This window comes from Shewanella hanedai (assembly GCF_007197645.1).
GTDB classification, from domain to species: Bacteria; Pseudomonadota; Gammaproteobacteria; order Enterobacterales; family Shewanellaceae; genus Shewanella; species Shewanella hanedai.
Map to the genome: position 1 here is coordinate 299,782 of NZ_VKGK01000002.1, position 14,404 is coordinate 314,185.

General features: G+C 45.6%; 11 protein-coding genes. 2 read left to right on the forward strand and 9 right to left on the reverse strand.

Annotated features, from left to right (window positions below):
• Window positions 1-100: 100 nt before the first annotated feature.
• The 4 genes from FN961_RS03145 to pmbA form a co-directional block, all read right to left on the reverse strand.
• A complete protein-coding gene (locus tag FN961_RS03145; RefSeq protein ID WP_143563080.1) occupies window positions 101-1,111 on the reverse strand; it encodes an ArsJ-associated glyceraldehyde-3-phosphate dehydrogenase in 1,011 nt (336 codons plus the stop codon).
• Window positions 1,112-1,175: 64 nt separating this feature from the next.
• Window positions 1,176-2,231, reverse strand: coding sequence for an ACR3 family arsenite efflux transporter (gene arsB, locus FN961_RS03150; protein WP_143563147.1), 1,056 nt, complete (start codon window positions 2,229-2,231; stop codon window positions 1,176-1,178).
• Window positions 2,232-2,306: 75 nt separating this feature from the next.
• Window positions 2,307-2,654 carry a metalloregulator ArsR/SmtB family transcription factor gene (locus FN961_RS03155; protein ID WP_143563081.1) on the reverse strand — a complete coding sequence of 116 codons (348 nt, stop codon included), beginning with the start codon at window positions 2,652-2,654 and terminating at the stop codon, window positions 2,307-2,309.
• Between the two features lie 212 nt (window positions 2,655-2,866).
• Window positions 2,867-4,207 (reverse strand): metalloprotease PmbA, encoded by a 1,341-nt coding sequence (gene pmbA / locus FN961_RS03160; RefSeq protein ID WP_143563082.1) that lies wholly within the window; start codon window positions 4,205-4,207, stop codon window positions 2,867-2,869.
• 261 nt (window positions 4,208-4,468) lie between these two features.
• Between pmbA and yjgA the strand changes: the two genes are divergently transcribed.
• Both yjgA and FN961_RS03170 read left to right on the forward strand, forming a co-directional pair.
• On the forward strand, window positions 4,469-5,008 hold the full coding sequence (gene yjgA, locus FN961_RS03165) for a ribosome biogenesis factor YjgA (protein ID WP_143563083.1): 540 nt from the start codon (window positions 4,469-4,471) through the stop codon (window positions 5,006-5,008).
• A gap of 69 nt (window positions 5,009-5,077) precedes the next feature.
• Entirely contained in the window at window positions 5,078-7,648 is a 2,571-nt protein-coding gene (locus FN961_RS03170) for an Ig-like domain-containing protein (RefSeq protein ID WP_143563084.1), read from the forward strand.
• 101 nt (window positions 7,649-7,749) lie between these two features.
• On the opposite strand, the gene FN961_RS03175 is transcribed toward FN961_RS03170, so the two are convergent.
• The 5 genes from FN961_RS03175 to tldD all read right to left on the reverse strand — a co-directional run bounded on the left by FN961_RS03175 (window position 7,750) and on the right by tldD (window position 14,336).
• Entirely contained in the window at window positions 7,750-8,892 is a 1,143-nt protein-coding gene (locus FN961_RS03175) for an ABC transporter permease (protein ID WP_143563148.1), read from the reverse strand.
• 11 nt (window positions 8,893-8,903) lie between these two features.
• Window positions 8,904-10,079, reverse strand: coding sequence for an ABC transporter permease (locus FN961_RS03180; RefSeq protein ID WP_143563085.1), 1,176 nt, complete (start codon window positions 10,077-10,079; stop codon window positions 8,904-8,906).
• A 14-nt stretch (window positions 10,080-10,093) separates the two neighbouring features.
• Window positions 10,094-11,065: an HlyD family secretion protein gene (locus FN961_RS03185; protein ID WP_143563086.1), complete on the reverse strand. Its 972-nt coding sequence runs from the start codon at window positions 11,063-11,065 to the stop codon at window positions 10,094-10,096.
• A gap of 61 nt (window positions 11,066-11,126) precedes the next feature.
• Window positions 11,127-12,518, reverse strand: coding sequence for a TolC family protein (locus tag FN961_RS03190; RefSeq protein ID WP_143563087.1), 1,392 nt, complete (start codon window positions 12,516-12,518; stop codon window positions 11,127-11,129).
• Window positions 12,519-12,887: 369 nt separating this feature from the next.
• A complete protein-coding gene (tldD, locus tag FN961_RS03195; protein ID WP_143563088.1) occupies window positions 12,888-14,336 on the reverse strand; it encodes a metalloprotease TldD in 1,449 nt (482 codons plus the stop codon).
• Between the last annotated feature and the right edge of the window lie 68 nt (window positions 14,337-14,404).

The window sequence follows — 14,404 nt, forward strand, 5'->3', positions numbered from 1 at the left end:
CGTCAGCTAAACCTTGTCTAAAAGACCGACCATTCTTGCAAGCTCAGCAGTTCTATTCGTCCTAATATCAGCCCACTCATTGTCATGGCTGGTATAGAGACTAAACCTTGTCTAAAAGACCGACCATTCGTGCAAGCTCAGCGGTTCTATTCGCGTACCCCCACTCGTTGTCATACCAGACATAGAGTTTCACTTGCGTACCATTAACCACCATGGTCGAAGGTGCATCGATAATGCTTGAACGGGGATCGGTTTTGTAATCGACTGAAACCAGAGGACGTTCTTCATAGCCAAGAATATCTTTCAATTCTCCCTCTGCCGCCTCTTTGAGTAGCGCATTGATTTCGGCCTCCGTCGTTGGACGATTCAACTCAAACACACAATCGGTGAGCGAGGCGTTCGCTAATGGAACCCTTACCGCGTGGCCATTGAGCTTGCCTTTAAGCTCCGGGAAGATATGGGTGATAGCGGTAGCCGAACCCGTTGTGGTTGGGATAAGACTTAATCCACAGGCGCGAGCACGGCGCAGATCTTTATGGGGAGCATCTAGGATAGTTTGAGTATTGGTGATGTCATGAATTGTGGTCATTGAGCCATGCTTAATGCCGATGCTTTCATGGATCACTTTCACCACAGGCGCTAAACAGTTAGTTGTACACGAGGCGGCAGTCACGATTGGATGAAGCTGCTTATCATAATCTAGATGATTTACGCCCATCACAACATTAAGCACGCCCTCCTCTTTTACCGGCGCAGTTACCACGACTCGCTTAACACCTTGATCAAGATAAGCTTGCAGTAGCGCCTTAGTTTTCATCACGCCAGAGGCCTCGATAACCAGATCGCAGCCAGACCAATCAGTTTCTGTAATCGCCTTATTACTCGTGGTTGTTATACGCTTATCACCGATAACAATATCGCAGCCATCATTGACAGCTTCATGCTGCCAGCGGCCATGAACCGAATCAAACGTCAGTAGATGAGCCAAGGTCTTAGCATCACCGGCAGGATCGTTGATCTGTACAAATTCAACGTCATCCCAGTCCCATGAAGCTCTTAGTGCCAAACGTCCCATGCGACCGAAGCCATTGATCCCTATCTTGATGCTCATATAAAACCCTTTGGTTATTCTATTTTATCGTTTCAAAATCGACAGCTAACTTAGGTCAACTTAGTTAATTAATCTCAATATCGGCGCCAATATCGTCTTCAAACTTTGCTCTATTTCGATTCACAAAGGCCACCAGCGATAGCATCACCGGCACCTCTACCAGTACGCCGACAACCGTTGCGAGCGCTGCTCCAGAGTGCAAGCCAAACAGTGAAATAGCGACAGCGACTGCAAGTTCAAAAAAGTTCGAGGTGGCGATCATGCATGCTGGCGCGGCGATTTTATGGCTCAACTTAAGCTTCTTTGCCGCGTAATACGCGATAAAGAAGATACCGTATGTCTGTATAAGTAAGGGGATAGCAATAAGCAGAATATTTTGTGGTTCATCAATAATGGTCTGCGCCTGAAAGCCAAACAGCAAGACCACCGTCGCCAACAAACCAATCATAGACCAGGGCTTAAGCTTAGCGACAAACGCATTCAGCGCGCCGTTTTTTGCTGACTTACCGTCAGCCTCTAGCTTTTTACGGGTCAAAACCCCTGCCACTAAAGGCAACACCACATAGAGTATTACTGACCAGAGTAAGGTTTCCCACGGCACTTGAATATTACTGACACCGAGCAGAAAGGCACAGATAGGCGCAAAGGCGACCACCATGATGAGATCGTTGACCGATACTTGCACTAAGGTGTAGTTAGGATCGCCTTTAGTCAGTTGACTCCAAACAAACACCATCGCCGTACATGGCGCGACACCGAGTAAAATCATCCCCGCGATATACTCACTCGCGGTTTGTGGATCAACCCAATCGATAAACAGCACATTGAAGAACAACCAACCTAAGAAGGCCATAGTAAAGGGTTTGACTAACCAGTTAATCACTAACGTTAGTAACAGGCCCTTAGGGCTCTTTCTCACATCTTTAATCGAAGCAAAGTCTATCTGCACCATCATGGGATAGATCATCACCCAGATAAGCACCGCTATCACTATGTTCACATGGGCATACTCAAAGGATGCCACCATGACAAATAGCTCAGGAAAAAGGTTACCTAAAACCACGCCTGCCACAATACATAAACCAACCCACACACTGAGGTAACGCTCAAAAAGTCCCATCACTAACCCTACTTCTACAACTAATAACTCGTAAACTTAAAAACTCACACTGATAATTATCAGATTTAGCTCAACTTACTCGCAGCAACTTCTAACTCGATCTGGCCTATCACCCATTGATTTCAAATGAGCAAGATTCTGTTCAATCAGCTCGCCATTGGCTGAGCAGGTTTCATCGATCACCTTAAGTGCCCACGCTGGTAAATTGGGATTGATGCGGTAAAAAATCCACTGTCCCTGACGTTTATCTAACAACAACCCTGTCTTACGTAGCTGAGCTAGGTGTCTAGACACCTTAGGTTGGCTCTCTTGCAGCGCTTGCATTAACTCGCAAACACACAGCTCCTCCTCGGCTTTAATTAGCATCAAGCTACGTAAGCGAGTCTCATCACTGAGTGCTTTAAACAGATCCAGAGCGGTCATGGTCAATCTCATCAAAATATAGATTACAGAATATATGGGTAATCATATATACGTTTATCCATATATTCAATAGCAATTTGATGAAGATTAATTAAAGAGGGTTCACTCGGTGAGGTTTAAGAAGACTGGGCCAAAAACAAAAAAAGCCCCGAGGGGCTTTTTATCGTTAAAACGTATTTTACAGTCCAGCGCTTAGTGATAAACGCTTGATGTTAATTACCCGCTATTTTCATCTCACTTAGCAGTATTCCACCAGTGCGGATCGACGAACGCATGTCGCGATCACTGCTCACTGCGACGACATTTTGGAACATGTCTTTAAGATTGCCCGCAATAGTGAACTCTTCTACTGGGTAGAGGATAACGCCATTTTCGACATAGAAACCGGCAGCACCACGTGAGTAATCTCCGGTCACAGCATTCACGCCTTGACCCATGACTTCAGTGACGATAATTCCGGTGCCCATCTCTTTAACAAGATCATCAAACGTATGGCCTGTATGTGCCAAGGTCCAGTTGTATATACCACCAGCATGTCCGGTATTTTTAAGACCAAGCTTACGCGCCGAGTAACTCGTCAGCAGGTAAGTCATCAACACACCATCTTTGATAATGCTACGATCTTGTGTTGCCACACCTTCGCTGTCATATATCGCACTGGCTAGTGCACCTTTAAGATGTGGCTGCTCTTCAATTGAAAACCAATCTGGAAATATTTGTGTGTCGATAGAATTAAGCAAGAAGCTAGACTTGCGGTACAAGCTACTGCCGCTAATCGCCCCAATTAAGTGACCCATTAGGCCTGTTGCGATATCTGGCGCCAGTAAGATAGGCAGCTTAGTCGTTGCAACTTTGCGGCTATCTAAGCGACCTAATGTCTTCTCCGATGCCTTTTTCCCCACCTCTTCAGGTGAAAGAAGCTCATTGAAGTTACGCGAGATGGTGTAGTCATAGTCACGCTGCATGTTGCCATCACTCTCACCGATGACAACACAACTTAGGCTGTAACGAGAGGTCGAGAATCCGTCAAGAAACCCATGGCTATTACCATACACCTTGATGCCAGTATGCGCGTTAGCACTGGCTCCATCAGAATTGGTAATACGACTGTCGACATTCAACGCAGCTTCTTCAGAGCGAGCCGCAAGTTCGGTTAACTCTTCGGCAGAGATATGTTGAGGATGATACAGGTCAAGATCAGGAAACTCGGTCGCCATTAATTCAGCTTCTGCTAAGCCGTTATAAGGATCGCTAGAGGTGAATCGAGCAATATCATCGGCCGCTTTTACTGCCAGTTTGATCGCTTCAGGGCTGAGATCCGACGTAGATGAGCTTCCCTTACAACCATTGCGGAACAGGGTAATACCTAACGCACCATCTTTATTAAACTCCACAGTCTCAACTTCCTTAAGTCGAGTCGAAACAGATAATCCTTGCTGCTTGCTAATCGCAACTTCGGCAGCCGTTGTACCAAGTTTATTGGCATATTCTAGGGCCATAGAAACGGCGTCTTTTAAAGAATTTAATTCAAGGTCAATGCTAGCTGTAGTCACAAATATGCTCTTTTATTATCTGGAATTTAGTAAGCATAACAAACCCAATTGCCAATCACATTAAATAACTACGAATGCAGAGCTAAAGATTAACCACAGCTAAAAACACTCTTAACGATCAATAATAATCATGATATTAAGCAGCTCCGGATAAACTAAGCTTAAGTTAGTGATCACTATCGACTCTAATACAGAGGAAGAGATAGGCGATTTTCTTCTGAAATGTTATTATTAGCTCAGTATTTTTTAGAGAATTTTTTTATGAAAGTAATCGGTGACTCAGAACATTTTAAACAGCCCTTTGATCATGATGAAGATTATGTCAGCAGAGCCGAAGCAAAACGTGAAATAGCGATCTACCAAGAACTTGGTATGAAGCTAGTTGTGCTCAGTAAAACACAAATAGACAAATTAGAACTTGATGAAATTATATACGACAATGTATTGAAAACTAAGACGATAAAAATTAACACTGAAGCATATCGTCGTCACTTACAGTATATCGGTAAGCTAATGCGCAATGTCGATGTTGAAGCCTTACAGCTAGACATCAAAAACGTACTGAACCAAAACAGCAATGAAAGCGCTAAACAAAACGTCGCTGAAAAGCTAAAAGATCAACTTATGAGTGAAGGTGATCAAGCGATTCAAGAGCTTATTGAGAAGCATCCAGACCTAGATAGACAGAAGTTACGCCAGCTTATTCGTCAATCTAACAAAGAACTGACTAAGAAACCTGACCAAGCTTCTAAATCAGCTGCAGAGCTAGTTAAGTATTTACGTACTGAAATCACAGAATAATGTAGTTTTTATCACGAAGTAGTTATAATAAGTTCAATACTTTTTAACACTTCTTTTAGGACGTTGCTAATGCGACTGATAAAAACGGCTCTTGCTCTCCCTATTTCTCTTGTTGTCTTCTCTTTACTCGGTGGTTGTAATGGCGCTTCCGATGATAGTGGTGGTGGCGGTGAAGAAAATACGGGAGAGTATGCTCTATCACTCAGTTACAAAACCGTCGTCGACGGCAAGTGCGCCGAAGCAACCAGTGACGTTAGTTTTCCAAGTAATGCCAGTATTTGTGCCGTAGCCAAGTTAACCCAAGGTGGTAGCGCAAGCAACGGAGCATTAATCAGTTTCAATTCATCTCTTGGCACTATCAATCCCTCAACCAAACTCACCAATTCCAGCGGCCTTGCCGAAGTCATTCTAAGCCCAGAGCTTGATACTCAAGGTGCAGGAACTGTAACAGCTCAATTCGATACTAAAGCGGACGAGAATAATATTCTGCTCGTCGAGCGCAATTATGAATTTGTAGACAATGGCGGCACCCCGAGCGACCAAGTACCAAAAGTCAGTGCTAGCATTCAATTAGGTGCCAACAATGTCACCCAATTTAAAGTCGATGAAGCCGTACAGCTTCAAGCAACATTCCTCAATGCATCAAGCGTTGGTATAGAGAATCAGCTAGTCACTTTTACCGCAGGCAATGTCACACTCAGTCCAAATACGGCATTAACTAATGAGCAAGGTATTGCTCAAGTTATCTATACGCCAGTGGTTGCTGATTTAGGTGCTTCCAATCTGAATGTGTCTATCACATACAAAGACCAATCCTATCAGAGCAATAGCCTATATGAAGTGCTTTCAGCCGATGCGGTTGGCGGTGATGGCGTACTTAAACTTGGCCATTTCAATTCTGCAGAGCAATTTGTCGAAAATAAGTTAGCAACAACCCTGACTCCCAATGCTGATGGTAAATATGTTATCAGTGCTGGCGGTAGTATTGGTGTTACAGCAACGTTAGTGAATCAAGCCGATGATGGCACTATCACTCGCGTTCAGACTCCCTCATCAATCAGCTTTAGCTCAGATTGTGTTAGCAGCAATAATGCCAGCCTAGACACACCAGTAACGACATTATCTGGCGATGCAAGATCCACTTTTCAAGATTCCAGCTGTAGTGGTAACAGTGAGCGTGATGATGTCATCACGGCCACGACACTTGCAGGAAACCAAACCTTAACAGCGACACTGCCATTGACCTTAGAGCGTCAAACTCTGGCAAATATCGGCTTCGTTTCTGCTGAACCCACCAATATCCGCATCAAAGGTGCTGGCGGTACAGGCAGCACAGAATCTTCATTGGTCACTTTTACGGTCACCAGTGCAAATGGCCAACCTACGGCTCAACAAATTGTTAATTTTAACTTAGACACTGTCGTCGGTGGCTTAAGCTTTGCCAATGGACTCAGCACGGCTGAAAGCCTTACAAACTCTGCAGGCATCGCTACCGTTCGTGTGCTTTCAGGTACAGTACCGACTCCGGTACGCGTGGTAGCCTCTGCAACCGATGCGGACACAGGCAAGGTTATCAGCACGCAATCTGAGCAGCTAACCGTCAATACAGGTCTACCTCAGCAACTGGGATTCAGTTTATCGACGTCTATTTTCAATCCAGAGGCCGACAAATTTGACGGTGAAAAAGCAACCGTGACTGCTTATGCTTCCGATAGCTTTGGTAACCCAGCTCCTGATGACACAGTCATTCAGTTCACCACTGAAGGAGGCCAAATAGTCCCAAGTTGCTCAACAGTAAATGGTAGCTGTAGCGTCGAGTGGACTTCAGCAAACCCGAGAGTATCGGATCACAGGATAACGGTGCTTGCCTATGCACTGGGGCATGAGACCTTTTTTGATACCAATGGTAACAATGTATTTGATGATGACGACGTCAGTCTCGATGCCGATGACAAACCTATTGTGGACAAAGCTTGTTTAAATCGTGACGGGGAAGCCGTTCTCTGCTCCGGCAATGGTATGGATATAGAAGCCTACCTGCCGAAAGGCTTTAGCGACTTAGGCGATGCCTACCGTGATGATGATGAGAGCTTTTTCCATACGCCAGGTGAAAAGTACTTTAACACCCAAAGCCGTGACAAATACCAGAACCCTGATGGTAAGTTCAACGGCCCTCAATGTCAGTCCACACCCGTTGGCTGCGAGCCTAATACCTACATCCGTAAAGCACTAGTTATGACCATGTCAGGCTCAAGTGCAGACTTCACAATCTGGCAAGGTAATAATTTAATTCGAGATGATTCTGGTCTCGAAACTGCTCCAATTTTGCCATTGACGGCTCTTGCGGCTGGAGAGACATCAAGGTTTACGGTCCAGTTCTATGATGACGCTTACCAAATGATGCCTGCAAATACACAGGTTGCGGTTGTGGCCTCTGCAGGAGAGCTTATCTTTGAGCCATTTGGCGTCGCTAATACAACAAATCGAGGCGGCACTCGAACAAGCTTTATTATCACTAATGACAGTGACCCGTCTACTGCCGGCCAGCCTGCAAGAACAAGCGCTGTGAGTATTGAGCTGACAACCCCTAATAACTTTAAGTCAGGTGTAGGATTAACAATTAGCCTATTGGGAACCTAACCTAAACCTGATGATTTATAAAAAAGCCCATTTAGATGCAGATCTAAATGGGCTTTTACTTACTTCAATTTATAACTTAGTAAGCTTTATGCTGATTCGAATTATACCTGCCTATTGGCTTTCAATCTTCTCGATACGCCATAAACTGCCAGTACAAAGAAAACCGCAAACATGGCCCATAACTGCAACCATTTAGGCATGATACTTGTCCATGATGCCCCCATTTGATTAAGTTCTAACATCCCCATAATAGCGGGGACTGCAGGAATGACTTGCGAGATCCAGATCAGCGGCTCAGGGATCAGTGTTAAAGGCCAAACAAAACCAGAGACAAACATAATGGGCATTGACGCAAGTAACAGTACTTGAGTTGGCAGATCACGGCGTACAAACAGGCAACTTAATGCTATTCCCGCCGCGCTGGTCGCCAATAGGAAAGGCAATAAAAACAGTGCGACCAATCCCAGACTTGCCTGAATACTGACCTGATACAAATAGAAGCAGAACCCCACATAAAAGCTGGCAAAAACCGAATAGATCAACATAAACGCTGAGATGCGACTACAGATCAACTTTAGCGGAGAAAGCTGCTGCCAGTATCCCTTATTTCGCCATTGGCCAGCGCCCAGTATCCCAGTACCGATAAGTAAAGTTTGGTGTAAAATCAGCAGGAAAAGCCCAGGAACAACATAAGGTGTATAGCCTAAACTTGGGTTAAATGTGGGGACGCTATTTATCTTAACCGAGTTAAGGCTTAAATTCGCTTGCTCAGGCGCCTCACCCTTTGCTAGCAAGCCAAGCAACTGCACTTGTTTACCTGCGTCCATACCTGCAGTGACTAAGCCTTCCACCACCGCGGAATAGATCAAGAAATAACTGGCGTCTCCGCCATAGCTTAAGGTCACTCCTTTACCTAGCAACAAGTCTCGCCTAAAAGCATAGGGGATCACTAAGAGCCCATGCGCACGTCCCGTCTCGATCCACACCTTGGCTTCACTGATGCTGCCAACTTGACCAATAACGCTAATTTTCGGGCTCGCATCGGCCTGCCTAATCAATTTACGACTCAAAGAGCTATGGTCCAGATCCACCACCACAATCTGTTGATCTGTGGGTACCTGATGCAGATAAGGCAAAGGATAGAGAACTGAATAAAACAGTACGCCACCAAACAGAGTCACGGCGATGGCCTTATCCGCCACAATAGCCCTTAACTCGGTCCACACCAATTGCCAGAAACTCATGAGTTGATTATTCATCCTTTCACTCCTGACTCATCCTCTAAAGGCATTTGAGCCATCGATTCCACCTCAACACGGCGAGACAAAATAATAAGCACAGGAATGATAAACAAGAAGCCCCAATAACTGGAAAGCTGAACAACTATCGTCTGCCACGAGGAGCCATAGCTAATAATGCTGACATGTGAATCAATATAATGGCTCGATGGCATGATCAAACGCCACCACTGAGCTGCGATAGGCATTTCGTGCACCGGGAAAGTGATTCCCATAAAAGCAAACGCTGGTGCAAACATCGCGGTCCCAAAACTCACCATACGGGCGCTGTCACGCATAATGAAAAATATCAGTAGCACCAGTAACCACACCGAAAATAGCATCACTGTCTGGGCCAACATTAACAAGGCTAAGCTTCCCGCTGCGGGCAATGCTAGGTACTGATATAACAGTGCCAGAATAAAGCCACCGTGCATTAATAAGATAGGCGTAAACACTGCAATTTTAGCCCAAACCCGTAGCCAGATCCCATCACCCGCTATCAAGCTTCCAGTCGGAGTCAGCTCTCGGCTCAAACTATTGGAGAAGATCAACATCGCCAGCAGTTGCCATAAAGCGACTAACACTGGCGGCACAAGAAAGCCCACGTAATTGTTATTGCGATTAAACAGTGCTGTCGTCTGGCTCTTCACTGGGCTCAGATGCACAGCCACTAAAGGCTTAGGCACATCTTGCAGTAACAATTTCACCCCAGCAACTTCGAGTAATCCAGCACCAAGTGTCAGTTGGATCTGACTTGAGAGTAATTTACCCACCAGCAGGAACTGACTGTTGTAGCGTATATCGATAGTTGGGCTATGACCCGTGACTAAATCACGCTTTAAATTGTAGGGGAAAACAATAAGCCCATAGACTTCGCCTTGCTTCATCGCTGTTACAGCGGAAGGCAGATCCACAAAGCTTTGAGGGGAGATCACTGGATTAGCTTCCAGTTTTCGACTCAACATGCGACTCAATTGACTATTATCATGATCAACGATGGCCACAGGAAGTTGCCTCGGTAATCCAGCGCTAAAAAGCCACCACAAGCAGAGTATGCTCAAAATAGGAATATAGCTGACCAAGGCAAGCTGCCAAGGAGAACGCCATAAAGCGTGCAGTTCTCGTCGAATAGAGGCGACTATATTGGTCATGGTAAGCCTGAACGCTAGTGAGTAAACAGGACAGACATGCCGACGCGCAGATCATCTATCTTTGTATCAGGACGTAATTCAACTTCAAAGGTACGCATATCAAAGTCATGGCCACTCTCAGTTGAACGCCAAGTTGCAAACTCTCCCATGACACTGACATAGGTCACGGTGAACTCTACATCGCGTCCTAACGCAGGCAGAGTCAGCATCAACTTGTTGCCTTTACTGAACCGCTTAAGTTGATCTTCACGAACCTGAAACACCGCCCAGGCATCGTCCATATCAATCAAACTGACAACCGGAAAGCCACTGGGGGCTAACTCGCCAGCTTGCAGTAATACTTCACTTATCTCACCCATTTTTGGCGAGCGCATTTGGCTATCGGCTAAAATAGCGCTGACTTCATTCACTGCACCTTCTGCCATACGAGCGTTGCCCGCTGCTGCCGCTTTAGTCTCTGAACGCGCGCCCTCTGCCGTCATCTGATACATAGCAAGCGCGGCTTGCTCTGTGTATTTTGCTGCTTGCCACTGGGTAAAAGCTTCATCACGTTTCTGTCTGGCAACCACACCTTCAACAAACAGATTTTCAATCCTATCGTAAGTCGTCTTGCCTAACGTTGAGGCCGCCTTTGCCTTTAACCATTGCTCTTTAGAAGCCATAACTTGTTGTTTACGAGCACCGCTATCCGCTTCAAGTTGCATTGCTTTAGCTGCATCTCGGCCGCCTTCAGCCTGCATTAGCTTGGCATCTAGCTCTGGGCTGTGAATAGCAAACAAGAGATCGCCCTCCTCCACCACATCACCACGGCGCACCAAAACCTGCTCAACCCGGCCCGGTACTTTTGAAGATACATTATATTCCCGCGCTTCGATCTGCCCCTGCATGATCTGCGGCTTAGGGCTGTAAGCCAGCTTTAAGCCGTAGCCCAGTAAGATCACGAGCACGACAAGTGCAACAACGGCGAGCAGACGATTAGCACGCATTTTTATCTCCAAAACTTTGATTATATTTACACATTAAATTGACAGATGACGACTGGCTTATTTATAACTTGTTGGTGCGACCAATAAAGTCATCCAATTGCCCGCTGATACTCATCAAGCGCGCATAGGATTGAACATAACGATATTTAGCACCAAGTTGTTGTGTCTTGACGGCACTGAGTTTCAACTCGGCATCGACTCTATCGATTGACGTCGACAGACCTTGATTGAACGCTATTTCACGCAGACGCAAATTTTCTTCCGCCAGACTCAATGAGGTATTTAACGCGACAGCTTCTTCTTGCGCTTGCTGCAGTTGACGGTAACTTTGATCCAGTAATAGGCTTAAGTCTTGCTGCGTTTGTGCCTTGGTATATCTGGCTTGCAATAGTGCGCTTTTCGCGGCTTGTACTTTACCACTGCGTCCGTCTCGGCTTAATAATGGCACCTTAACACCTAGACCAATCATCCAATCCGGTTCGACCTTAGAAAACAGACTGTCATCTTCATACAGGGTGTAATTACCGTAGAGGAATACCGTGGGTTTATAGCGTCCCTTTTCGACTTCAATCAAGCCACTCGCTTGATCTTCTTTGGCTTCGAGTAATCTTAATGCTGGGTGCTGAGTCATGGTTAACTGACTCAAGCGTGGTAATGAAGGTTGATTTGGCAACATAAATAGCTGAGATGCAGTAGTAACGCTGCGTTCATGCAACATACGCGATAGTGCAATCATCGCCATCTCATGCTGGCGTTTGGCACTGCCTGCACTCACTCGAGCATTCTCAAGTGCTACTTGTGCGTTAAGCCGTTCAACCTTAGCTATCTGACCTTGCTCTTCCAATTTAAGGGCATGATCAACATGTTCTGACAATGAGGAGACTAACTGCTGCTGCGTCTGCATTAGCATCTCTGTCACCGATACAGCGTAATACCTGTCGACCAACAGCGTGAAAAGATCTCGAGTCACAAGTTGCAGTTGCTGTTCTTTTTCAGCCACTTCGGCGGCGTGGATACCTTGAGCCGCAGTGATTTTACCGCCAGTATAGATAGGCCACATTGCTTGTAAACTTGCGCGGAAAATATCTTGTTCTGTAAATGGAGTGACAAACATTGAACTGGGAATCCCCGCCAGTGCACCACCAAGAGCTGGGGGTAAACTGCCTGGGTCGAGCGAAGCTAACGGATTGAGATCCCGTAGATCCAGCTCAATAGGCTTTTCGAGATGAGTATAACTGCCGTTGATATCAAGTGAAGGCATACCAAGGTCTTCACCTGCTTCCTGTTCAGCTTGCGCTCGCAATACTTGCTGAGATTCGGCTTGAAGCTTATCGCTCACGGTCAACAACTGCTGCCACGCAGTGGTAAACGTCATCAGCTGAGCCAAGGAAGTACCTGACACTAAACTAGACGCTAAGAGTAGAGACAAGCAAACGAATCGGGTTAATTTCATTTATACCTCAAAGAGCTTCAAGCAAAACAAGCATATAGCATAATTAGAGTATTAACTCTAATTATGCCGAGTAATGATAACACCGATTAACATCAAGGACTAGCTGCAGCGTTTCTAAGTTGATGCATACCCTAGAATGTTTATGAGCTCACCTAGAGTGCATACAAGCTGTTAGCTCCCAAAACATCAAGTTTACTCATACATAGAATGAGCCCTAGGTGTTTTATACCAATCAGTATAAGAAGTTGATCTGCTCAGAGTGTTTTTTGGCAAACTAATTCAAGGCGAATGGATGACATAATGGTTGTTCCCTTATGAGTTCATTCAACACTGAAGTAGGCAGTCAAAAACACTCCTTACAGGCGAGATTTACGCTGTTCCACCGACAGTTAAACTGTCTATTTTAAGCGTTGGTTGACCCACTCCGACAGGAACACTTTGACCGTCTTTACCACAGACACCAACGCCTTGATCCAACGCTAGATCATTACCCACCATTGAGATCTCTCCCATGGCTTCTGGGCCATTACCGATTAACGTCGCCCCCTTAATTGCTTGGGTGACTTCACCATTTTCAATTAAGTAAGCTTCTGAGGCTGAGAAGACGAATTTTCCTGAAGTGATATCCACTTGGCCGCCACCGAAGTTAGGTGCATAGATACCATTTTTAACAGACTTAATGATCTCGGCAGGATCTGACTCACCCGCTTCCATATACGTATTGGTCATACGCGGCATCGGCAAGTGAGCATAAGATTCGCGACGTCCATTACCCGTTGACTGCTCACCCATAAGGCGTGCATTGAGCTTGTCTTGCATATAACCTTTTAAAATCCCGTCCTGAATAAGCACGGTCTTCTGTGTCACTACGCCTTCATCATCGATACTCAATGATCCACGACGATTAGGCATAGTGCCATCATCGACTACAGTCACTAACTTAGATGCCACCTGTTGACCCACTAAACCGCTAAATGCACTGCTGCCTTTGCGATTAAAGTCACCCTCTAATCCATGGCCTACCGCTTCATGTAATAGAACACCAGGCCAACCTGCACCTAGAACAACCGTCATCTGGCCTGCTGGAGCATCAATAGCGGTTAAATTCACTGAAGCTTGACGCACTGCTTCGCGAGCAAACGAGAAACACTTAGGTAATCCAGTGTCATCGGTTTCCAACAAGACTTCATAACCATGGCGTCCGCCACCGCCGCTTGCACCACGTTCACGCTTATCGTTCTCTTCTAAGATAACGCTACAGTTAAAACGCACTAAGGGACGAATATCGGCGGCTAATGTGCCGTCACTTGCTGCAACTAAAATCTCTTCATGCACACCAGAAAGACTCACCACTACCTGAATAATGCGGCTGTCCAGACTGCGGATATAAGCATCGGCTTCTTTAAGCAGAGATATTTTTCTCACCTCTTCCATGGCTGCAATCGGATCTGCACTTTGATAAAGCGCGTTAACCTCTTGGCGCTTCCACGCCTGAACACTACCGTTTCCACCCGATGAAGCAATACTACGCGCAGCTTCTGCCGACGCGATTAATGCAGATGGTGTAATTTCATCGGCGTAAGCAAATCCGGTTTTCTCACCAGTAATCGCACGCACACCGACACCACGTTCGATATGAAAGCTGCCTTCTTTTACTATGCCATCTTCTAATACCCAAGACTCATGGCGGCTTCCTTGAAAATAGAGATCGGAAAAGTCGACATTATGCTGATGAATAATATTCAGGTAGCCCTGTAGATCACTCAGTGATTGTCCATCTTGCAATAAGCTTTGTTCAACTTGGGTTAAAAATGGCATTAATGATTCTCTCTTTTGACTTAATTTTTTATAAGAGATCAGGGATTATCCCCCTCACCTCTTTCTGT

Excerpts from the sequence above, each read along its gene's own strand:
- FN961_RS03180 (WP_143563085.1), bottom strand. The coding sequence starts at position 10,079 with ATGACCAATATAGTCGCCTCTATTCGACGAGAACTGCACGCTTTATGG.
- FN961_RS03155 (WP_143563081.1), bottom strand. The coding sequence starts at position 2,654 with ATGACCGCTCTGGATCTGTTTAAAGCACTCAGTGATGAGACTCGCTTA.
- FN961_RS03175 (WP_143563148.1), bottom strand. The coding sequence starts at position 8,892 with ATGAGTTTCTGGCAATTGGTGTGGACCGAGTTAAGGGCTATTGTGGCG.
- yjgA (WP_143563083.1), top strand. The coding sequence starts at position 4,469 with ATGAAAGTAATCGGTGACTCAGAACATTTTAAACAGCCCTTTGATCAT.
- tldD (WP_143563088.1), bottom strand. The coding sequence starts at position 14,336 with ATGCCATTTTTAACCCAAGTTGAACAAAGCTTATTGCAAGATGGACAA.
- arsB (WP_143563147.1), bottom strand. The coding sequence starts at position 2,231 with ATGGGACTTTTTGAGCGTTACCTCAGTGTGTGGGTTGGTTTATGTATT.
- FN961_RS03145 (WP_143563080.1), bottom strand. The coding sequence starts at position 1,111 with ATGAGCATCAAGATAGGGATCAATGGCTTCGGTCGCATGGGACGTTTG.
- FN961_RS03170 (WP_143563084.1), top strand. The coding sequence starts at position 5,078 with ATGCGACTGATAAAAACGGCTCTTGCTCTCCCTATTTCTCTTGTTGTC.
- FN961_RS03190 (WP_143563087.1), bottom strand. The coding sequence starts at position 12,518 with ATGAAATTAACCCGATTCGTTTGCTTGTCTCTACTCTTAGCGTCTAGT.
- FN961_RS03185 (WP_143563086.1), bottom strand. The coding sequence starts at position 11,065 with ATGCGTGCTAATCGTCTGCTCGCCGTTGTTGCACTTGTCGTGCTCGTG.